The 21,019-nt window shown below is 70.1% G+C and carries 13 protein-coding genes, 3 tRNA genes and 3 pseudogenes; 6 read left to right on the top strand and 13 right to left on the bottom strand.

What is annotated here, in order from left to right:
* The first annotated feature begins 95 nt into the window (after window positions 1-95).
* Window positions 96-1,439 (top strand): RNA polymerase sigma factor, encoded by a 1,344-nt coding sequence (locus ACFZDL_RS13820; protein ID WP_353589305.1) that lies wholly within the window; start codon window positions 96-98, stop codon window positions 1,437-1,439.
* A 98-nt stretch (window positions 1,440-1,537) separates the two neighbouring features.
* Here the strand turns inward: ACFZDL_RS13820 and ACFZDL_RS13815 are convergent, their stop codons facing one another.
* Window positions 1,538-3,028 (bottom strand): FGGY family carbohydrate kinase, encoded by a 1,491-nt coding sequence (locus ACFZDL_RS13815; RefSeq protein WP_353589303.1) that lies wholly within the window; start codon window positions 3,026-3,028, stop codon window positions 1,538-1,540.
* A 27-nt stretch (window positions 3,029-3,055) separates the two neighbouring features.
* Window positions 3,056-3,325, bottom strand: a complete 270-nt coding sequence (locus ACFZDL_RS13810) for a YtxH domain-containing protein (RefSeq protein ID WP_353589301.1) — start codon at window positions 3,323-3,325, stop codon at window positions 3,056-3,058.
* A gap of 211 nt (window positions 3,326-3,536) precedes the next feature.
* Between ACFZDL_RS13810 and ACFZDL_RS13805 the strand changes: the two genes are divergently transcribed.
* The 3 genes from ACFZDL_RS13805 (at window position 3,537) to ACFZDL_RS13795 (ending at window position 3,964) form a co-directional block, all read left to right on the top strand.
* Window positions 3,537-3,609: transfer RNA gene (locus tag ACFZDL_RS13805), tRNA-Asn, on the top strand.
* A gap of 5 nt (window positions 3,610-3,614) precedes the next feature.
* Window positions 3,615-3,687: transfer RNA gene (locus ACFZDL_RS13800), tRNA-Asn, on the top strand.
* A 203-nt stretch (window positions 3,688-3,890) separates the two neighbouring features.
* Window positions 3,891-3,964, top strand: a tRNA-Ile gene (locus ACFZDL_RS13795).
* Between the two features lie 664 nt (window positions 3,965-4,628).
* Here the strand turns inward: ACFZDL_RS13795 and ACFZDL_RS13790 are convergent.
* From ACFZDL_RS13790 to ACFZDL_RS13770, 5 genes are all read right to left on the bottom strand, one after another.
* The gene (locus ACFZDL_RS13790; RefSeq protein WP_353589299.1) at window positions 4,629-7,112 is read right to left on the bottom strand and encodes a SpoIIE family protein phosphatase; all 2,484 of its coding nucleotides are present in this window, start codon (window positions 7,110-7,112) and stop codon (window positions 4,629-4,631) included.
* 660 nt (window positions 7,113-7,772) lie between these two features.
* Complete coding sequence (locus ACFZDL_RS13785; protein ID WP_353589298.1) at window positions 7,773-8,186, bottom strand: PIN domain nuclease; 414 nt, start codon at window positions 8,184-8,186, stop codon at window positions 7,773-7,775.
* Window positions 8,183-8,440 carry a type II toxin-antitoxin system VapB family antitoxin gene (locus ACFZDL_RS13780; RefSeq protein ID WP_353589296.1) on the bottom strand — a complete coding sequence of 86 codons (258 nt, stop codon included), beginning with the start codon at window positions 8,438-8,440 and terminating at the stop codon, window positions 8,183-8,185. The genes ACFZDL_RS13785 and ACFZDL_RS13780 overlap by 4 nt, the downstream gene beginning before the upstream one ends.
* A gap of 624 nt (window positions 8,441-9,064) precedes the next feature.
* Window positions 9,065-10,057 carry a sigma-70 family RNA polymerase sigma factor gene (locus tag ACFZDL_RS13775; RefSeq protein ID WP_353589294.1) on the bottom strand — a complete coding sequence of 331 codons (993 nt, stop codon included), beginning with the start codon at window positions 10,055-10,057 and terminating at the stop codon, window positions 9,065-9,067.
* Window positions 10,058-10,092: 35 nt separating this feature from the next.
* Complete coding sequence (locus tag ACFZDL_RS13770) at window positions 10,093-11,292, bottom strand: FAD-dependent oxidoreductase (protein ID WP_353589292.1); 1,200 nt, start codon at window positions 11,290-11,292, stop codon at window positions 10,093-10,095.
* 195 nt (window positions 11,293-11,487) lie between these two features.
* Here ACFZDL_RS13770 and ACFZDL_RS13765 point away from each other — a divergent pair, with 195 nt between their 5' ends.
* Complete coding sequence (locus ACFZDL_RS13765; RefSeq protein ID WP_353589290.1) at window positions 11,488-11,613, top strand: hypothetical protein; 126 nt, start codon at window positions 11,488-11,490, stop codon at window positions 11,611-11,613.
* Window positions 11,614-11,877: 264 nt separating this feature from the next.
* Here ACFZDL_RS13765 and ACFZDL_RS13760 read toward each other — a convergent pair.
* The 6 genes and pseudogenes from ACFZDL_RS13760 to ACFZDL_RS13735 all read right to left on the bottom strand — a co-directional run.
* Window positions 11,878-12,042 (bottom strand): annotated as a pseudogene (locus tag ACFZDL_RS13760) (Txe/YoeB family addiction module toxin); the annotation flags it as partial.
* A pseudogene (locus tag ACFZDL_RS13755) lies at window positions 12,039-12,298 on the bottom strand (type II toxin-antitoxin system Phd/YefM family antitoxin). The pseudogenes ACFZDL_RS13760 and ACFZDL_RS13755, both read right to left, overlap by 4 nt.
* A 20-nt stretch (window positions 12,299-12,318) precedes the next feature.
* Window positions 12,319-13,995, bottom strand: a complete 1,677-nt coding sequence (locus tag ACFZDL_RS13750; protein ID WP_353589288.1) for a DUF3105 domain-containing protein — start codon at window positions 13,993-13,995, stop codon at window positions 12,319-12,321.
* 164 nt (window positions 13,996-14,159) lie between these two features.
* Window positions 14,160-14,786 carry a hypothetical protein gene (locus ACFZDL_RS13745; protein ID WP_353589286.1) on the bottom strand — a complete coding sequence of 209 codons (627 nt, stop codon included), beginning with the start codon at window positions 14,784-14,786 and terminating at the stop codon, window positions 14,160-14,162.
* The gene (locus ACFZDL_RS13740; RefSeq protein ID WP_353589284.1) at window positions 14,783-19,102 is read right to left on the bottom strand and encodes an FtsK/SpoIIIE domain-containing protein; all 4,320 of its coding nucleotides are present in this window, start codon (window positions 19,100-19,102) and stop codon (window positions 14,783-14,785) included. The genes ACFZDL_RS13745 and ACFZDL_RS13740 overlap by 4 nt, the downstream gene beginning before the upstream one ends.
* A 122-nt stretch (window positions 19,103-19,224) precedes the next feature.
* Window positions 19,225-20,733 (bottom strand): serine/threonine-protein kinase, encoded by a 1,509-nt coding sequence (locus ACFZDL_RS13735; protein WP_353589282.1) that lies wholly within the window; start codon window positions 20,731-20,733, stop codon window positions 19,225-19,227.
* Between ACFZDL_RS13735 and ACFZDL_RS13730 the strand changes: the two are divergent.
* Window positions 20,709-21,005 (top strand): annotated as a pseudogene (locus ACFZDL_RS13730) (hypothetical protein); the annotation flags it as partial. The gene ACFZDL_RS13735 and the pseudogene ACFZDL_RS13730 overlap by 25 nt on opposite strands.
* Window positions 21,006-21,019: the final 14 nt, after the last annotated feature.

The raw sequence follows: 21,019 nt of genomic DNA, 5'->3' as shown, positions 1-21,019 counted from the left end.
CGTAGGGCCGTAACCGCCCGGTCACGGCCCGCAGCGCAAAAAGTGCTCGCACGCCCCTCGTGGCGGGGCTGCGTCGTACTCCACACTGGGTTGCGGTGCCTGAGTCCTCGGAGCGCGGCGGTGTTGGCCAGGAAGGGCCGGATTCCCCCGCAGATCCGCTCATGATGTACGGGACGGACGGTGGCGTGGCCGCCGCAGCCGTACCCGATCGTTCTGCCGCCTCAGCAGCGATCACCCTGGAGGTCGCCCCCGTGCAGACCCAGACCCTGACCGACGCGGCCCCCGTGGTGACGCCGCCGCAGTCCCCCCACGCCGACTCCGAGCCGGCCGCGGCCTCGGCACCAGCCGCGCTGGAGGCGGTGGAGGCCCTGGCGGCCGCCGAAGCCCCCGGAGCCCCCGGAACCGACCCGTCAGAGGCTGCCGAAGCCGAGGCCGCCGAAGCCGAGGCACCCGAGGCCGCCGAAGCCGAAGCCGAAGCCGCCGAACCCGAGGCCGCCGAGCCGGCCGTACGCGCCGAGACCTCCAGCGGCCCCTCCTCGGACCTCTTCCGCCAGTACCTCCGCGAGATCGGCCGCATCCCGCTGCTGTCCGCCGCCGAGGAGGTGGAGCTCGCGCGCCGCGTCGAGGCGGGCCTGTTCGCCGAGGAGAAGCTCGGCAGCACCCCCGACCTCGACACCCAGCTCGCCCTCGACCTCGACCGGCTGGTCGTGCTGGGCCGCATGGCCAAGCGCCGCCTCATCGAGGCCAACCTCCGCCTCGTCGTCTCCGTCGCCAAGCGCTACGTCGGCAGAGGCCTGACCATGCTGGACCTGGTGCAGGAGGGCAACCTCGGGCTGATCCGCGCCGTGGAGAAGTTCGACTACGCCCGCGGGTACAAGTTCTCGACGTACGCGACCTGGTGGATCCGCCAGGCCATGTCCCGCGCCCTCGCGGACCAGGCCCGCACGATCCGGGTGCCGGTGCATGTCGTCGAGCTGATCAACCGGGTGGTGCGGGTGCAGCGCCGGATGCTGCAGGAGCGCGGCTACGAGCCCACGTCCGAGGAGGTCGCCCACCATCTCGACCTCCCCGCGGAACGGGTGAGCGAGGTGCTGCGCCTCGCCCAGGAGCCGGTGTCGCTGCACGCGCCCGTCGGGGAGGAGGACGATGTCGCGCTCGGCGACCTGATCGAGGACGGGGACGCCGCCTCGCCGGTCGAGTCGGCGGCGTTCCTGCTGCTGCGGGAGCATCTGGAGGCCGTGCTCTCCACGCTCGGGGAGCGGGAGCGGAAGGTGGTGCAGCTGCGGTACGGGCTGGCCGACGGGCGGCCCCGGACGCTGGAGGAGATAGGGCGGATCTTCGGGGTCACGCGGGAGCGGATCCGGCAGATCGAGTCGAAGACGCTCAACAAGCTCCGGGACCACGCGTTCGCGGACCAGCTCCGCGGCTACCTGGACTGACCGCTACCAGCCGAACCGCCTGCCCAGCCGAACCGCTGCCTGGACCGACCACCCGCGCAGCCTGACCGCTTACCCCATCCACCTACCCCATCTGCCCCTTACCCCATCTGCCCCGCACCCGGACCGGCCTCGGACGCCCCCGGGAAGGCCCCCGGGTGGGTCTGCTCGCGCACCGCGACGTACTGCTGCCGCACCGCCTGCCCCACCGCCAGCTCCTCGCCCGGCTCGAAGACCTGGCTCGCGGCCGCGGGCCACAGCGGCGGCTGGTGCGGTGAGAGGGTGCCGTGCGCGGCGCCCAGGGCCCAGGCGGCCTGCCGGGCGGCGCCCAGCGCGGCGTAGTCCGCGGGCTGGGGTACCACGACCTGGGCGCCCAGCAGCGCCGGGGCGATGGCCCGTACGGCGGGAAGGTCCGCCGCGGGCCCCAGCAGGAACACCCGGCGCACCGCGACCCCGCGCCCGCGCAGCACGTCCAGCGCGTCCGCGAGCCCGCACAGCATGCCCTCGAAGGCGGCGCGGGCCAGGTGCTCGGGCTTCATGCTCTCGCGCCGCAGCCCCGTCAGCGTCCCGGCGGTGTGCGGCAGATGCGGGGTGCGCTCGCCCTCGAGGTAGGGCAGCAGCACCAGCCCGTACGACCCAGGCGTGGACTTCAGCGCGAGCGCGGAGAGCCCTTCCAGGTCGACGCTCAGCAGCTCCGCGGTGCCGCGCAGCGCCCGTACGGCGTTGAGCGTGTGGACGACGGGCAGGTGCATGCCGGTGGCGTCCGCGTACGAGGTGATGGTGCCGGAGGGGTCGACAAGCGCCTCGTGGTGGACGGAGAAGACGGAACCCGAGGCGCCCAGCGAGATCACCGCGTCGCCGATGCCGACGCCGAGGCCGAAGGCCGCCGCCATGGTCTCGCCGGTCCCGGCGGAGATCAGCAGCCCCTCGGGGGTGTGGCCCGCGGCCTCGGCCGGGCCGAGGACCTCGGGCAGCCGCACCTGGTGGCCGAGCGCCAGCTCGATGAGGTCGGGGCGCCAGGAGCCGGTCGCGGCGGACCAGTAGCCGGTGCCGGAGGCCGTGCCGCGGTCGGTGGTGCGCCGCGCGGGCCGCCCCAGCAGCTGCCACACCAGCCAGTCGTGCGGCTGCATCAGCTCGGTCACCCGCCGCGCCGCGTCCGGCTCGGTGCGGGCCAGCCACCGCAGCTTGGCCACGGCCTGCGTGGCGGTCGGCACGGCGCCGACCGCCTGTGCCCACGCGGCGCGGCCGCCGAGCGATTCGATCAGGTCGGCGGCCGCGGCCTGGGCGCGCTTGTCGTTGCCCACCAGGGCGGGCCGTACGAGCACCCCGCCCGCGTCCAGCGCGAGCAGCCCGTGCCCCTGCGCCGATACGCCGATGGCCTGCACCCCCTCCAGCAGCTTGCCCTCGGCGGCCTCGCCGAGCGACAGCAGCCAGGACTGGGGGTCCACGTCGTACGGCGACGCGGGTCCGCCCCCCGGGGAGGCCGCGGGGTGCGGGGCGTACCCCTGCCTGAGTACGGCTCCCGTATCCGTATCGCAGACGACGATCCGTGTGCTCTCGGACGAACTGTCCAACCCGGCGACTATCCCCATGGACCCAGATCATGCCACCGCGGCGGGCTAGGTGTTGCTCGTCCCCCAGTCGTCCTCCCCGCCCGCGGGCTTCTCCCGCTGCCCGATCCGCTCGCGCAGCGGCTTGGCCTTCTCAAAGGCCTTGGTCGCCGCGTGCCGCCCGCTCAGCGCGGCTGATTCGGCGGTGTTCCGGACCGCTGGATTCTGTACGAACCGCTGCGCACATGTACGCAGCTGCTCGTACCGCTCGCGGCCGGCCCGCGTGCCGAGTACGTATCCGAAAGCCAGCCCCGTGACGAACGTCAGCCGGTAGCGCATCGACCTGCCCTTCTGGTTGTCCTTCGCGTCGGACCCTGCGGGTCGTGCAGCGCCTACCCGTCCTGGCCACAGATCACCCACGGCCGCCGTGGACACCCACGAGGTTACCGATTGGCGGAGCACCCCCCTGCTTGCGCTAATGTATGTGTCGCAGCGAGCGCACGCCGCCGGGGAGCCCCGGACGGGGTCGCGGTCGGTGCACACGGAGCAATCCCCTGTAGCTCAATTGGCAGAGCAGCCGGCTGTTAACCGGCAGGTTACTGGTTCGAGTCCAGTCGGGGGAGCTCGGTCCCCTGTAGCTCAATTGGCAGAGCATTCGGCTGTTAACCGGAGGGTTACTGGTTCGAGTCCAGTCGGGGGAGCAGCGGGAGAGGACCCCACGGGGTCCTTTTTCATTTCCGGGCCCCTTCCCTCCTCCTGCCCGGCCACCACGGTCCCCGGGCTGCCATGGGCCCCCCGTACGAGGGCATGGGGGTACCCATCTCCGGCCCCCCGAAGCAACAGATCGTATGAGCGGCTATGCTGCGGCAGACGGCGCGCGCGAATGTGCGCGACGCGCCGTTACGGGGCGGTAGCTCAGCCGGTTAGAGCAGCGGACTCATAATCCGTCGGCCGTGGGTTCGAGTCCCACCCGCCCCACCCAGCGGGTCTCTGACCTGCGGAAAAGTCGCAGCGGGCGTGCGGATTCAGGACTTTGGGCCAACGGACTGAATCCGCTGCTCGTGAGGTCGACGCCGTGGCTATCAGGGTTGGTTGGCGCCGCTCCGGCCTGGGCGGACGTCTCAGTTCGCTGCCGGGGCAAGCCGCCACAGGTGGGCTGTGCGAGCGGGTGGACGCCGAATCGGGACGCTCATGGGACGCAGGCGTGTGTGACGGTCGGCCACGCTGTGCAATATCTGGGTCGATGGTCTGCTGGGGGCCCGAGCTGGACGCCGGGGAAACGGCCCGTACTGGAAACGGCCCAGTTCGCTGGCCGGGGTGAGTCGACCCTCGAAGAAGGCGATCGACGAGGCCCAGAGGGGCTCGGCCGTCGACCTGGACCAGCGTCGGCGCCTTGTTGTGCTCGGGCGGTGGGTTCTCTCGTCGTTTCCGGTAAGGGATCAGCCGTGGTGTGAGGGCGGTGCGGGCTGATTCCTGGTGGTTTCGTCGTCCTGGCTGGCTGCCCAGCAGGCGAGCAGGACAGGTTGTCGTGGGAGATCGTTCCCAGTGCGGCGGTGTAGGTGATCAACAGGGCGGAAGGTGTCGCTGCGGGCGGACAGCTCGCCGACGAGGTTCCCCGCCGAAGTCCCGAGGCGCCGTTTCGTCACACGACGAGCCGCTCCGGCTCGTCCGTGACGAACGGGCCAGGCTCCGGCGCCACATCCGACAGCGCCTGCTCGGCCCAGATGGTCTTTCCGGTGGGCGACTGGCGGGTGCCCCAGCCCTGGGTGAACCGGGCCACGAGGAGAAGCCCGCGGCCGCCCTCGTCGAAGACGCGGGCACGACGCAGGTGAGGGGCTGTGTTGCTCGCGTCGGAGACTTCGCAGATCAGCGTGCGGTCGTGGATCAGGCGCAACTGGATGGGGGGTTCGGCGTGCCGGATGGCGTTGGTAACCAGCTCGCTGACCACCAACTCGGTGGTGAAGGCAGCCTCTTGGAGTCCCCATTCAGCCAGTTGAGTGGAGGCTTTCTTCCGCGCCTCGGCCACGGCTGTGGGATCGGCCGGTATGTCCCAGGTGGCGACCTGTCCGGTGTCAAGGGCGTGCGGACGGGCGATCAGCAGGGCGACGTCATCCTGGGGACGATCGGGCAGCAGGGCGCCGAGCACCGTGTCGCACGCCTCGTCCAGGGACCGGGTGGACCGGGCGAGCGCCTGGCGCAGTATGCCGAGTCCTTGGTCCACGTCGCGGTCGCGGGCCTCGATCAGTCCATCGGTGTACAGGACCAACAGGCTGCCCTCGTCCAGTGCCACCTCGGCCGATTCGAAGGGGAGGCCGCCCAGGCCCAGCGGTGGACCTGCCGGAAGATCGAGGAGGCTGACGGCGCCCTCGGGAGTGACCGTGAAAGGCGGTGGATGACCGGCGCGGGCCAGGGTGCAACGGCGGGAGACCGGGTCGTAGACCGCGTAGAGACAGGTCGCGCCGACGCCTCCGACGGCGGGTTCGCCCGCCAGGTCGGGGCCGGAGCCAGCGCCGTCCACACCGTCGGCAGCCTCATCGGCGAGGTGGGTGACAAGGTCGTCGAGATGAGTCAGCAGTTCGTCCGGGGAGAGATCCACGTCAGCCAGGGTGCGCACCGCAGTGCGCAGGCGGCCCATGGTGGCGGATGCCTGGATGCCGTGGCCGACCACGTCACCGACCACCAGTGCCACCCGTGCCCCGGAGAGCGGAATGACGTCGAACCAGTCGCCGCCCACGCCGGCCCGGGCGCTGGCGGGAAGATAGCGGGACGCGACCTCGACCGCGGCCTGCGGTGCCAGCCGTCGAGGCAGAAGGCTGCGCTGCAGGGTGAGGGCCGTGCTCCGCTCGCGGGTGTAGCGACGGGCGTTGTCGATGCAGAGCGCGGCGCGGGCCGTCATCTCCTCGGCGAGCAGCAGGTCGTCGGGGTCGAACGCCTCCTGAAGCCTGCGGCGGCCGAAGACGGCCACGCCCAGGGTCACACCACGGGCGCGCATCGGCACCACCAGCAGGTGGAAGCCAGATCGCCGCGCCGCGCCGCCCGCTGGGGCCTGGCCCGACCGCCGGCTGCCGGTGGAGTCCGGATCTGTCATCAGGTGCGAGATGGTGCGCCCGGTCGCCAGACACTCGCCCTGGGGCGAATCCTCCGCATATATGCTCAGGCCGTCCACCGCGGGGGGAATCTCGGGGCAGCTCTCGGGCGCATGGGCGAGATGGCGGAGTTCGACGGGCGTGCCCGTCCGCAAGCGGGAGGTCTGCTCGCCACCGTCGCGTGGGGTGAGCATCTCGACACAGGCGAAGTCCGCGAGCCCTCGAACGGCCACGTCGGCGAGTTCCTGTGCGGTGCGCACGACGTCCAGGGTGCTGCCGATGGTCGCGCTCGCCTCGTTGAGAAGCTGGAGGCGCTGACGCGCCCAGTACTGCCGGGTTTCGTCGTGGGCAGTAAGACATACGGCGTTCACCTCGCCGTCTGCGTCTCTCATCGGGGCGAGCGAGATGGCCCATGCCTGGTGGCGGCCATGGCCAGGCGTACGAAAGACATTTTCCCGATACTGCGGGCTACCGGTCTCCAGCACCTCACGCATGGCCTTGTCGGTAGCCTCCAGATCAGGGTGTAGAACGATCTCCGACAGGCGCAGCCCGCGCATCTCCGCCTGGGTGAGACCCAGCGCCCGTTCCATTTTCTCATTCGCTCGTCGCAGGCGCCGGTCACTGCCGTAGAGAGCAATGGGGCAGGACTGCTGAGCGAAGGCCCGCTCCAGCAGTTCCATGTCGTCCCGAGAGCTGGTGTTGCCCATGACAGGCGAGACGACCAGCCAGTCGCTCTCCCCCTGGCTGGAGGGCAACCGGTGATGCACCAACAACCTGGCCTCCACACTGCGACCGTCCCGGTGCCGCAGCCGGACCGTTCCGTGCCATCGGGACTGGTCTGCCCACGGAACCCGGTCTGCCAGGGATCGCAGCGCTGATTCGGACAAATCTTCCGTCAGTAGGAGAGCGGCGGACCGCCCCACGACTTCTGTGGCTGTGTAGCCCAGCAGCCGACGGGCCTCGGGGCTCCAGCTGGTCACGATGCCCCGTGCATCGATGACGGCTGAGGCCGTATAGCCGATGGCAGCGCGGTTCCGCATCGTATTCACCCTTCGCGCCGGGAAGGCCAAGGCCCAGCAACCTGGAGGCCTTCCCCCTCGGTACAACCAGCATGCGCCCTCGGGCGGCCGAAGCCCAATGCCGTCGGCGCCTGGCGGCCCGCACCGCCGTCCTCCATCCGAAGGAGGACGCGCCGCCAAGCGCCCGGTAGCCCTCGCGTCGCCGTCGATCGCCGCCTTCGGGCGTCGAGTCCGAGGGTGCGGGTCCGGGTACGCCTGCCGTCCGACGGCGCCGTGGCGATGATCCGTCCTGCCCCACTCCCGTCCCGGCTGGACGTCGAGACCTCCGTGCCGCCCGCTGTGGCAGGGACGACCACGCTCACCGTGCCTGATGCCTGCGACCGGTCGAAGCGCCGGGCCACGCGTGGCTGCCTGGGGACCTGCGCCGACGCTGCTCCGGCTGTGTGCGGCGGGTTGGGGGTGTGGCGGTCGGCCACGCTGTGCAACGCCTGGACCGATGGTCTGCTGCGGGACCCGGGCTCAGCGCCGGGGAAACGGCCCGTACTGGAAACGGCCCAGTCCGTGGGGCGGGCGCACGCGCACGGAATGAGGGCCGCTCGTCAGTGGGGCATCGCTGCGATACGACCGCCGGGCGTGCGTTCGACGAGAGGCCTGGTGCCCGTCCCTGCGACCGCGCAGGTTCTACTGCCTGAGGTCGATCGTGCGGACGGGCTGCCCTGTCGTGCGGGCGATGGTTTCGAAGTCGCGGTCGAAGTGGAGCAGGGTGAGTCCCGCTTCTTCCGCGGCGGCGGCCACCAGGAGATCGACGGGGCCCGCGCTGCGCTGCTCCCCCTTTGCGGTCAGTTGTTCCTGGACGATGCGGGAGCGGCGGTAGACGCCGTCCGGCATGGGGCACCAGGCGTAGTGGGCGTCGAGTGCCGCCTTCAAGCGGGTGCGGTCTGTGGCCGAACGGGCTGAGTACAGGACTTCCAGTTCGGTGAGGTCGCAGATCGCGACGAGCCCGGCGCCGATCCTGTCGTCCCATTCTGTCGTGTTCTGGCGGAGCAGGACGCGGGCGAGGGCGGAGGTGTCGATGAGGTAGTCGGCGACGGTCACTCGTCCGCTCCGGTGCCGCGGTCGTCGCCTGCCGCGCCTGTGGGGCGGTACGCGTCCTTGTTCAGTAGCAGGTCCATGTCCAGGGCGCCGTCGGCCACCATTTCGCGGGCTTCTTCGAGGGAGCGTAGACGCCGGTAGCGGGCCGTGACTTCCCGCAGGGCGGTGTTGATGGTGTCGCGCTTGGTGGTGGTGCCGAGTTCTTTGGCTGCTTCTTCCAGCGCCTCGTCGTCGAGATCGATGACCGTGCGACTCATGATGTCTTCCTCCGCCCGCCGACTGTGTATATCAAGGTACTGGATCGTTTATATATCGGCTAGGCCCGAGCAGTAGTCACCTGCCGGCTGCCAGTGCCTCCTGCCGGGCCGGCCGGTGGATGGGGCCGGTGATCCGGGATAGTGGCAGCCCGATGCAGGCGCTGGTGTGGGCGATGATCTCTGCGGCGATGGAGACGGCGGTCTCCTCGGGCGTCTGGGCGCGCAGGCAGCGGTGAGGAGGTCCACGACGAGCAGGCCGTGACGTCGTAGCCGAGGAATTTTCGGTGTCAGACGAGAGCCGCAGAGTGATCGGCTTGGTTTTGCCCCGAAGGGGCCAGGGTGGGGGTGGGCCCGACCGGAGTCGCCGTCGATGGCCTTCGAGATCCGCTCCCGGAGGGCGCCCGGGCCGGTCAGCTGCCGGCAGGTGCACCCAGCGGCGGCATTGGCCGCGGCCGGGATCCCGGCCGCGGCCAATGCCTGCTCGTCGGGGGTGCAGGCGGTGGTGCCGCAGCAGGTTTGGGGTGGCCTGGGCGCTCTACTGCATGTGGTTGTAGAGGGTGCCGGGCCGGTCGGTCGGCTCACCGGTCAGCGCGGGTGCTGCGCCTGGCCGCGGCCGGCGTCGGGTCACCACTGGGTGATGAGCGGCGTGTCCGGTCCGTGCTGCCGCCAGGCTTCGGTGATGCGGACGAGGCGGGTGGGGGCGGCGATGCCGCGCACGGTTGCGATCTTGTCGCCTGCGATGTCGAACGTCACGGCGCCGATGACCTGGTCGCCGAGCACGAAGAGGATGGCGGGGGCGCCGTTGACGAGCGCGTAGTGGATGGCGGGCGTGCCGCCGACAAGTCGCCGTTTCGCGGGTGTGGGTTTGAAGCCGGCCCGTGCGACAGCGGCGATGCGCTGCGGAGTGTCGTACCGCAGCAGCGTCTTGGTCTGGCCGGCGCCATTGGAGTCGGAGATCGCGGTCGCGTCGTCGGTGAGCAGCGCGACCAGCCGTTCGGTGCGGCCCGAGGAGGCAGCGGCGAGGAATTCGTCGACGATCCTGCGGGCGGATGCCGGATCGACTTCGCCACTGCCACTGCCACTGCCACTGCTACTGCCACTGCCACGGCGGCGCGCGGCGGTGATGCGGTGCCGGGCCCGATGGAGGTGCTGCTGGCTTGCGGACTCGGTGATGTCGAGGATCTCGGCGATCTCGGCGTGACTGTGGGAGAACGCCTCGCGCAGGACGTAGACGGCCCGCTCGAGGGGTGACAGGCGCTCCATGAGAGTCAGCACGGCCAGGGAGACCGATTCGCGCTGCTCGAAGGTGTCGGCCGGGCCGAGCATCGGGTCGCCGTCGAGGAGCGGTTCGGGCAGCCAGGCGCCGGCGGTGCGTTCGCGGCGGGCTTGTGCCGAGCGGAGCCGGTCGAGGCACAGGTTGGTGACGACCTTGGTCAGCCATGCTTCCGGCACCTTGATCCGCTGTCGGTCGGCGGCCTGCCAGTGCAGGAACGCATCCTGAACGGCGTCTTCGGCGTCGGTGGCGGAGCCCAGCAGCCGGTACGCCAGCGAGGCCAGCCGGTTCCGGCTGGCCTCGAACCGACTGGTGTCGAAGCGATCAGTGGCGGTGCTGTCCACGCGGATCACCCTAGAACTAGGCAGACGCTGGTCGGCTACGCGAACGCCTTCTCGACGGACGCACCCGGCGCGACGGCCAGGCGGCGCTTGCGCTTGGGCAGGCCGAAGGTCGGGTGCGAGGTGGTCCACAGCGACATCTTGAGGATGCCCGACTTGATCCGCGCGGCCTTCCGGCCGCCCACGTGCTTCGGCTTCGCCTGCCCTTCGTCGTCGACCATCTGCAGGATCCCGTCCCGCCGCCCCAGGCTGATGTGGTTGCCCAGGTACTCCAGCTTGGTGTTCGGGATCTTGCGGCCGGTCAGGCGTCCCACGATCGCGGCCGTGGCCTGCATGCCGGTATAGCCGGCCGAAGCGCAGGACATCGGCAACGGTCGGCCGTTGTCGCCGATGGCGTAGGCGCTGTCGCCGACGGCGTAGACGTTCGGGTGCGAGACCGACCGCATGATGCGGTCGACGACGATCCGACCGTCCTCGGTGACCTCCAGCCCGCCGGCGGCGGCGATGGGGTCGACCGCGAACCCGGCCGTCCACACGGTCACGTCGGACGTCAGGACGGTGCCGTCGGCACACAGCACCCGCGCCGCTTCGACGGCTTCGACCTCGGTGTGCTCCAGGACTGTGATGCCCAGCCGGTCGCAGGCCTGGCGCAGGTGGCCGCGGGCTCCGGCGGAGAGCCGGGCGCCCAGCTCTCCACGGGCGACCAGCGTCACCGACAGGCCGGGCCGGGATTCGGCGATCTCGGTGGCGGTCTCGATGCCGGTCAACCCGTCGCCGACGACCAGCACACTCCCGCCTTCGTCCCGCCTGCCCAGGCTGTCCAGGCGCTCGCGCAGGCGAAGCGCCGAGGGCCGGGCGGCGACGTCGAAGGCGTGCTCGGCCACGCCGGGGACGCCGCAGTCGTCGCCATGGCTGCCGAGCGCGTGGACGAGCGTGTCGTAGCCGAACTCGCCGCCGCCGTCGGCGCCGGTCACGGCGACGACCTGGCGCTGGGGGTCGACGGCGGTGACACGGGCCAGGCGCAGCTCTATCCCCGTGCCCGCGAAGACGTCGGCGAGCTGTGGAGCCTCGATCTCCTGGCCGGCCGCGAGCTGGTGCAGCCGCAGCCGCTGGACGAAGTCCGGCTCGGCGTTGATCACGGTGATCTCGGTGTCCGCCGGGGACAGCCGGCGGGCCAGGGTCCCGGCCACGTAGGACCCGGCATAGCCGGCGCCGAGGACGACGATGCGGTGCTTCATGTGTTGCTCCTGTCGGTTCGCTTGCTCCCGGTGAGTTGAGCGGGACGGCGCCCCGATTGCTGACAGGAACTACATGTGGCATAGGTCACAGAGCGGCAGGAGTGTCGCCCAGCGATGCTCGCGACGCCGAGGCGGCGCAGATGCAGGCCGAGCTGAACGACATGATCTGATCGCCGCCGCCCGCCGAGGGGGCGTATGAGCGTCGCCTCCGACGGTCCCGGCCCCCCGTTGATCGTCGACGGTACGGGCATGCTCTGCGTCACCTTCGAGCAGCGGGTACGCGGCCTGCTCGCAGACCTCGGTGTCCCGGCCACGGCATGACCACGGCGACCGAGGTCCGCGTCGCTCCGACGGCCGGAACATGCCGAACGGGTATCGAACCTGTGGGCAGGTCTTCTAGCCTGCGATAACGACCACCAAAGGCTCGGCCCGGAATACCGGGATGAGGCCTTTGTCCGTCGGAAGGCTGATCCGCTGCACAGGGGTTCAAGTCCCACCCGCCCCACCGCGCACTACGCGGGCAGAGACGCACCGCCTCGTGTACAAGCCGGCGGGTCGGCGCTTCGGGCGGCGACCCCGGGATCAGTAGCCCGGCAGGTCGCCCTTCAAAGGCTCCGGCTTGCCGATGCCCTTGAAGGGATGGCGCATGGTGTCGTCGATCAGCTTGTTGATGCGCTTGACCGTCTTGCGGTCGTTCTCGGCCCAGTAGGTGTAGTCCTCCCCGGCGTGCGACGTGAACGAGATCTTCACGCACGCTCCGCGTCGGGGTCGATCAGCTCACGCTGCCGAGCCTTCCCGGCCTCTGCCTCAGCGATGGAGTCGAGCAGACGGCGGGCGTTCTTGGGGGAGCGCAGGAGATGCACCGTCTCCGTCCAGGAGCTGAAATCCTCTTCGGACATCAGGACGGCGTTTCCCTTGCGGGAGGTGATGTGAACCGGAGCGTGGTCGTCGTTGACCTGCCGATCAGTGGGAACAGGTTCTGGCGCGCCTCGCACGGCCGTGACAGCCAGGGTGTTCCGGCAGCGGTCACGAGGACACGCCTCCGGTGCAGGCAGCCCCTTGCTCGGGGGTCTGTGCACCCTGGACGTACTTGCTGAAAAACTCGTTGACCCGCGCGTCGGACGCGTTCTGGACATTGAGCTGATGTCCCCAGGCCGTCAGCGTGATCGGCGACGACTGGCTCTTGTAGGGGCTCATCAGGGTGTACGGCGTCTTGGCCACCTTGGCCTCCAGCGCCGTGACGTCCGCGCGGGCGGCCTTGTCGTTGTACGTGACCCAGACGGCGCCGTGCTCCAGGGCGTGCACGGCGTTCTCGTCGCGGATCTGGCTGCTGTAGACGTCACCGTCGCAGTTCTGCCAGGCGGGGTCGTGGTCGCCACCGGCGGGAGGCGTCATGGGGTAGCTGACCGGGGTGGTGACGTGGTTCCGGCTCAGATTGGGCCACGTCTTTTCACCGGCGACCGCAGTCGCCTGGGGCGTGGATGTGGATGTGGATGTGGACGTAGGCGTAGACGTAGCTTTTTCCGCCTGCGGTTCAGGCTTTGCGCTGTTGTCGGAGTCGTCTTTGAGGAGGAAGAAGGCTCCGCTTCCCAGGAGAATCACCACCAATGCGAGGGCGATCCACATGGCCCCTTTCCTCTCCGCGCCGGGTGTGGGGGTCGGAGGGTGGGCCGGTGGGGCGTACGGCATGGGGCCGGGCGGTTGGGCGTAGGCGGGCTGTCCGACGGTGGTGGGGTGGCCCTCCCAGGTGGCCTGGGAGGTGTGCGCCGGCGGAGCCGACGGAGTGTGCGGCGGTGTGGTCGTCGGTCCGACAGTGGTGGCACGGCTCTCACTCGTCGCCTGGCCTGGGCGGGGTGGTTCTGCTGAGGGCAGTGCGGTGGTGGAGGGGAGCAGGGTGCGGGCTGCCTCGCTGGTCATCCGGTCGGCGGTGTCGCGGGTGAGGAGTCCGGTGATCAGTGTCGAGAGCGGAGGCTGGCAGTTCAGCGGCGGTAGGTCGTCGTGGAGGATGGCGTGCAGGGTGGCGGCCGGGGTCGGGCGGGCGAATGGATCGTGTCCTTCGACGGCGTGGAACAAGGTGGCGCCCACGGACCACAGATCCGCCGCTGGCGTGGGGTCTGCGCCCTGGAAGAGTTCTGGGCTCATGTAGCCGGTTGAGCCTGCGACGCCGTGGCGGGTCAGGCGGGTGTCGTCCAGGGCGTGGGCGATGCCGAAGTCGACGAGTTTCACTTCGTCGCCGGGCAGCACCATGACATTGCTGGGCTTGATGTCCCGGTGCACGAGCCCGATCGAGTGCGCGGCGTCCAAAGCGGCCAGCAACTGTCCGGCTATTCGGACCACTCGCTCCTGGGGCAGGGTCCTGTACCACTCCAGCAGCTCCGCCAGCGAGGGCGCCTCCACCAACTCCATGACGATGTAGACGGCGTCGTCCTCGGGCGTCGCCGGCACGAGATCATGGATCGCCACAACGCCCGGATGGTTGAGCCGGCCCGCCGTACGGGCCTCACGCAAGGCCCGTTCACCGAACCTCGAACGTTCCTCGGCCGACAGCCCAGGCGGAGTACGCAACTCCTTGACCGCCGCAACCCGTCCGATCAGCTCATCGGTCGCCCTCCAGACCACTCCCATCCCGCCCCGGCCCAGCACGCCTGCCAGGCGATAGCGGCCCGCCACCAGCCGCCCAGCCCCCTGGGAATCCGTTCCCACAACCGCGCTCCTCACCGAATCGCCCACTGGCCGGCGTCCCGCGCGCCGGCCTTACAGCAGGTTATCCAGTGGTGCCATCACGTGAAGATCGCTGACGACGCCCGGGAGCACACTCGTCAAGTCGGTCGAGTCGGTCGAGCATCACCCGCGGCTCCGGCGGGTCCTCAGAAGCCACCGATGCCGAAGCCGCCCGTGCCACCGGTCGCGGTGCCGCCGGAGGGGTTGTCCCGTCCTTGTGAGAGGCGCCGGGAGAACAGACGGCGCTGCCACTCCTCCGGCGTGAGGCCCCTCTCGCGGAGATACTCCCGGAGCCGTTCCTTCTCGGCGTCGATCCCGTGGCGTATCTCGTCGCGGACGGGTGCGTACGCCTCGCTCGCCTCCTGGACCACCTCGGCGTACCGCCGCTGTACCTCCTGCCACGCCTCGTCGGCGCGGCGCCGATCGCCCGGTATCCACCACCGGGCCCGCGCCGCTCGCTCCCGTACGGTCTCCACCTCCGCGCTGACGCGGTCCACGGCGGCGGCATAGGCGAGGGCGGCGTCCCGCCAGCGCCGGAACTCCTCCGCCGCGCACCGGACACGCACGCCCTTGCAGAATCCCACCTGCGGCGGTTTCCGCAGGAGGAACAGGGACGGGAGCCGGGCGCGGTACTGGCTGTCCTGGAGGAGAGCCCAGGGGACGAACTCCTCGGCGTCCACGCAGCCCTCGGCAGGCTCCGTCGCCCCCTGGGCCTCCAGCATCGCCACCAGCCGCCGGTGGCTCACCAGCGCGGGTATCTCCGGGCGTCTCATCGCGTATCCCTCCTGCCAGCCCGCTGATCGGATCGAGGCGTGGCCAGTTGAATCAGGACGGGGCTCCGGCCGGCGGCGAGGTAGCCGCGCCCGGGTGGTGCGGTGAAGTACTGGTCGGGCTCGAGGGTGATGCTGTGCGCGACGGCGGTGGGTCGGCCGGCGGGGGTGAGCAGGATCCGGTGTCCTGCGGTGACGATGGTGTTGATCAGGCGGGCGAGGGGGCTGGGGAAGCCGGTGAGGACGGGGGTGGCGTCGGCGGTGAGGATGAGGGCGTGGTGGCCGCGGGCTGAGAGGCGGGCGATGTCGTCCAGGAGGGTGGGGGCGTCGGTGAAGCCCTGTTGGGTGGGCAGGAGCGTGATGTGGTCGGCGTCGTCGAGGATCACCGCATAGGGGCCGTCGCCGAACGCGGCGGCCGTGTCGCGGAGGTCGGAGTCCTTGAGCGAGACGCTGGTGAGGACACGCACGCCGGAGTCCTCGGGAAGCAGGTGCGGCAGGGGGGAGCGCGGTGTGGCGAGGGCCAGGACGCCGATACCGGCTCGGCGCAGTGAGTGGGCGAGTGCGGCGGCGGTGGTGGTGCGGCCGGAGCCGTGGGGCCCGGAGAGCAGCAGCAGATGGGGTCCCTGGATGAGGTCGACGCCGATGGTGGTGTGCTCGGGGCCGCCGACTCCGAGGGGAATCCAGGTGGGGGACTGCGGTGTCTCGGGCCAGGGCAGCTCGTCGAGGGTCACGAGGCTGGGCAGGGCGGGGAACTGCCGCGGTAGCTGGGCGGGGTCGGCGTCGGGGAACTGTGTGGGGAGGTCGGTGGGGGGTGCGGTGGGGTGGCAGATGTGGATGTGCCGGCCGGTGGCGGCGTCGATCGCCCGGCCGGGCAGGAGGGGCGGGCTGGTCATGGCCGAGGTCAGGTGTGCGCGGCGGGTCTCTTCCTTGGGGAAGGGCAGGAGCAGGCGACGGGTGTAGTAGGTGGGGAGTTTGTGGTTGAGCATGTCGTGTCCGCCCAGTGGCACGATGTGCACTCCCAGCGGCGCTCCCGCGGCGACGATGGCGCGCAGGGTGGTGAGCAGCGAGGTCTCGGCGAACGCGGGGTCGCTGTGGTCCTCGAAGTGTTCCCAGCCGTCGATGATCACCACGATGCGGGGCAGAGGCGCGGCCTGAGGCATGGACCTGGTGGTGGCGCGCCGGTGGACTTCCTGGTCGAGCCAGGTGACCAGGCGTCGGATGCGGTCCGGTTCGGCGGGGGAGAAGACACCGCCACAGTGGGGCAGGCGGCTGTAGTCGGACAGCCCGGCCGGGTGGCGTTCAAAGACGTACAGGTGGGCTTGGTCGGGGCGGAGCCTGGTGGCGAGGCTGGTGATCAGGGTGCGGGCGAAGGTGGTACGGCCGGATTGCGGGCCGCCGGCGACCATCAGCCGGTCGGTGGAGGCGAGGTCGAAGAACTCCGCGGGCTGGGCCTGCTCTGCGGGGTCGTCGGCCAGACCAAACGGCACCGCCGTGGAGGGAGGAGCGGCGGTCTGGTGGTCGGCGAGGTCCTCCAGCGCCATGGCGACGGGCAGCGGGGGCAGCAGGGGCCGGAAGGGGGCGGTGAGCCCGCCGCGCCGGGCGGCTTCCTCGATGGCGGCGATGGCCAGGTCCTGATCGGCGGGCGCCTCGCCGTACTTGGTCTGTTCCGGGGGGCGGGGCGCGCCGAAATCCGTCCACGTGAGGGCGTGTACGGAAACGGGCTGGGCTGTTCCGGAGGGTGGCGGGTTGCCGAGGTAGCCGGACTGGAACACCTGCGGGACGCGGGTTTCACCGGTGGTGCACAGGATGAGGCCGCGCCCGCGCAGGGAGCCTGGGATGGCGGCGGCGTCGGGTGCGCCGAGGACTTCGGTGCTGTCGGCGGGTTCGTTCTGCCGCAGGCTGATCCGCAGCGAGATGTTGTTCTTCAGTTCGGGCGAGAGCTTGCCCTGCAGTGACTGGGTGGCCAGTACCAGGTGCATGCCGAGCGAGCGGCCCTTGGCGGCCACATTGACCAGTTCCTTGAGGAAGTCCGGGGAGGTCTCCAGCACGCGGGCGAACTCGTCGAAGACCATCACCAGGCGCGGCAGCGGCGGCATGCCGGCGGGGTTGGCCCGACGCCGGCGCCAGTACCTGTCGATCTCTCCGTCGTACCGGGCGAGCAGGGATTCGCGGCGGCTGACCTCGGCGCGTACGGAGGCCAGCACGCGGGCCGCGGCGGCGGAGTCGAAGACGTCGGCGGGTGTCTCGCCGGTGGAGCGGATCAGCGCGACGACGTGGGGGCAGTGCTGGAAGGGCAGGAAGGCACTGCCGCCTTTGAAGTCCACCAGCACGAGGTTGAGCTCGTCGGGCCGGTTGGCCAGCAGCAGGGAGGTCACCAAGGTCTGCAGCAGGATGCTCTTGCCCGCTCCGGTGGCCCCGCCGAGCATGGTGTGCGGGCCTTGGCGTGCCAGGTCGACCGTCACCGGGCCGCCGGCATCCGCACCCAGCACGACACGCGTCTGTGGTCCCTGCCCCCTGCTCCAGAGGCCGACGACGTCATCGGCGGTCGGCACGCCAACGCCCAGCAGGTCGAGGAAGCGCACATGGTCGGGCACGGCGTTCAGCGTGGAGGCGAGGGTGAGCCGGTCGCGCATCGGCGCGAGCGCCCGGGCCAGTGGCTCGACGGCCGCCTCGCCGAGCACGTCGGGCCTGGCCGTGACGGGGTGGTCGTCCGGGGTCGCGGTGAGGCGCAGAGTGTCCTGGTCCACCTCGCACAGGCCGCGGCACTCGTTCATGCCGCGCTGGTCGGCACAGATCAGATAGACGCCAACCGAAGGTCCGTCGCGCAGCACCTCGTCCATCCCGGGGAGTTCCCGCAAGGCCAAGGCGCCGTCCAGTACGACGACGACTTCCTCGGCGAAGCGGACCGTGGAGGAGGCGGCGCGCTCCGCCCGCCGTGCGGTGATGAGCCTTCTCAATTCCTGCACCCGGGCCGCTCGAGTGACATCGGTATTACCGATCGAGCAGGGAACCGCCGCGGCATGGCCCGCGTCCACGTGCGGCAGCCACCGTGCCCAGGTCGGACCGTCGTGTCCGGCCGCGGTGATCACCACGATGCGTAGGTCATCGGGGCCGCGCAGGGCACTCAGCTGAATCAGCAGCCATCTCAGCAGTGACTGCACCGGCTTATCAGGCCCGACCACCCCGAGCACGCCTGTGGCCCGCAGATCCACCGTGACCGGCACCATAGGCAGCACCGGCGTCTGGAAGCCCTCCCAGGGCTCGCCACGCAGGTCCACCGCTGCCTGCTGGTCGGCGACGCCCACCCGCAGGACCAGCCCGTGCGCGGAATCCATTCTCCGCGGCCAAAGGTCTGGCCGCACCCCTACGGCGGTCTCGGCGATCTGTAAGGGATCCGGGCCGAGCAGCCGCCGTACGCGCTGCTCCTCGGCCACATGGGCATCGATCTTGTCCTGGGCGGTCTTCTTCGCCTTGGCGAAGGCGGCCTCGCTCTCCTGGTGCTGCTTGTTCTGGATGAGTTGCATGACGAGGAAGCCCAGGACACCGAGCAGCCCGAACCACAGCATGGACGCCCGATGCATGGTCAGGGCCATCAGCACGGCCCCGCCCACGGGCAGCAAGGCGGACAACGCCATCATGGCCGTGTTGCGCACGACGGTCTGCCGCACCGGCAGGGTCACCTCAGTGCGCGGGATCGCCGGGGCAGCGGCGAAGGCCCGGTCGAAGTCCAGCCGCCCATCCGCGCTGCGTATCGCCCGCAGCGCCTCCACTGGGTGGGGAGTCCACCGCAACTCGTCCGAGCCCACCCGCAGCACGCTGCCCGGCTTCAACGCCATCCTGCCGCTGACCCTGGCACCATCGAGGAACGTGCCGTTGGTCGACCCTCCGTCCACGACGACAGCTTGGCCGTCTCCGGAGATCTCCAGCCTGGCGTGCTCGTTGCGCGAGACGTCCAGATCCCGCAGACACACCGCTGCCCTTGAGCTCCTGGCCACTGTGTGCGTCCCCGGAGCCAACGCCACGATCAGGCCAGTGTCCGGCCCGGCGGCCACCGAGAGAACACCCGCCGTCTGACCGGGCACATGGCGGAACACCGGCCCAGGAGCCCCCACCCTGATCACCGCGCCCGGTATCAGGGGACTGTCGGCCACGACAGCCCGGGGATCGAGCTCGACACCACCGACAAAACACCGCCTGCCACCCACAGGATCCGGCAGCGACTCCAGCAACGAGCCCACCGTACTGGTCGGCGTGGCAAGCACCTCGACATCCCGGCGCGTCGACGATTGAGCGTCCTCAACGGTCAACCGCAGAATCATCGCCGACCCCCGTCCTCGACCACTGCAATACCCCCCCTCAGAGCGACCCAACCGATGGCGCCGGGCATCGTGACCTCCAGCGGCACCCGGCGGGTGCGTGAAGCGACCCATCAGCTGGTTTGTCACTGCAGCTCGATGAGCCAACTGTCCCCGCTCCGCCTTAAAATCCACTCACTGGTCGCGTTGAACATACTGACGACAACGTGAGCCTTCGAGTTCCCCGCCAGCTCAACGGACTTGATCGCCAGATTGTCGACACGCCCTCGATTCGGGTCGGTGAGTTTCCTTGCTTCGCTTTTCCTGCGCTCCTCTGCGTTGCCGCATTCAGGAAACTTCATGTCGCTACTGACATGCGCACGAGGAACCACGAGTTCGCATGCGTTATCGAAATCATACATGCTATAGGCTTGGATGAATTCCAGTGTAACCACTCTCGCCTTCGCTTTGAGCTCTACGTCATCACTGGAGTCGTCACGGAGGTAGAAGAAGGCTAAAACTCCGCAAAAAAATATCAACGCGATCACATTGACGATCAACGTTTCCGCTCTTATTCGCGTATAGATACTGAGCAGCGGGGGGTCGGTTGGTGGGGAGTCGGGAGCGGGGTTCGGGGACAGGGTGTCGGTGTGCTGTTTGATGGTGGTGGGGTGGCTCTCCCAGGTGGCCTGGCGGGAGTCTGCCGGGGAAGATGACGGCGTGTGCGGTGGTGTGGTTGTCGGTCTGACGGTGGTGGCGCGGTCCTCACCCATTGCCTGCCTGGGGCGGGCTGGTTCTGCTGTGGGCGGTGTGGCGGTGGCCCCGGTGGTGGTGGACGGGAGCAGGGCGCGGACTTCCTGGCTGGTCATCCGGTCGGCGGTGTCGCGGGTGAGGAGTCCGGTGATGAGTGTGGAAAGCGGGGGATGGCAGTTCAGGGGTGGCAGGTCGTCGCGGAGGATGGCGTGCAGGGTGGCGGCCGGGGTCTGGCGGGCGAACGGGTCGTGTCCCTCAATGGCGTGGAACAGGGTGGCGCCCAGGGACCACAGGTCTGTTGCTGGTGAGGGGTCTGCTCCCTGGAAGAGTTCTGGTGCCATGTATCCGGTGGAGCCGGCGATGCCATGGCGGGTCAGGCGGGTGTCGTCCAGGGCGTGGGCGATGCCGAAGTCGACGAGCTTCACCTGGTCGCCGGGCAGCACCATGATGTTGCTGGGTTTGATGTCCCGGTGGACCAGCCCGATCGAGTGGGCAGCGTCCAAGGCGTCGAGCAACTGCCCGGCCATCCTGGCCACTCTCTCTTCGGCCAGGGCTTCGTTCTGCTCCAGGAGTTCCGCCAGCGAGGGCGCCTCCACCAGCTCCATGACGATATAGATGGCGTCGTCCTCCGGCGTCGCCGGCACGAGATCATAGATCGCCACGACACCTGGGTGGTTGAGTCGGCCCGCCGTACGGGCCTCGCGCAGCGCCCGCTCTGCGAACGTCGACCGCTCCTGGGCCGACAGCCCTGCCGGAGTGCGTAACTCCTTGACTGCCACGGCTCGTCCGATCAGCTCATCGGTCGCCCTCCAGACCACCCCCATCCCGCCCCGGCCCAGCACCTCCGTGAGCCGGTACCGCCCTGCCACCAGCCGTTGTGCCCCCTGGGAATCCGTCCCCACACCCGCACTCCTGTCGGAAGTCGCCCACCGGCCGACGGCCCGGCGCGCTAGCCTTACAGCAGGTTAGCCAGCGGTGCCAGCACGTAAAGATCTCGCGGGGGACGTCATTGAGCCGATGGCTGGGGCACGGCGCCGGTGTCGCCGCGGAGTTCGGAGTTCCCGCAGTGCTTTTCGACGTCACCCGCAGCGAACTCGCCGATATCTTCGGCGAGGACCGGATCGCGACCCTGCCCGCCGCTGCATTCCCGCACTCCACCGCGGGCACCGAGGGCGCCCGCCTCCTGCA

The sequence above is a fragment of the Streptomyces sp. NPDC007917 genome, assembly GCF_042959105.1.
Lineage (GTDB): Bacteria > Actinomycetota > Actinomycetes > Streptomycetales > Streptomycetaceae > Streptomyces.
Note: the sequence above shows the minus strand (reverse complement) of the source record. Positions and strands in the feature narration are given on the sequence as shown.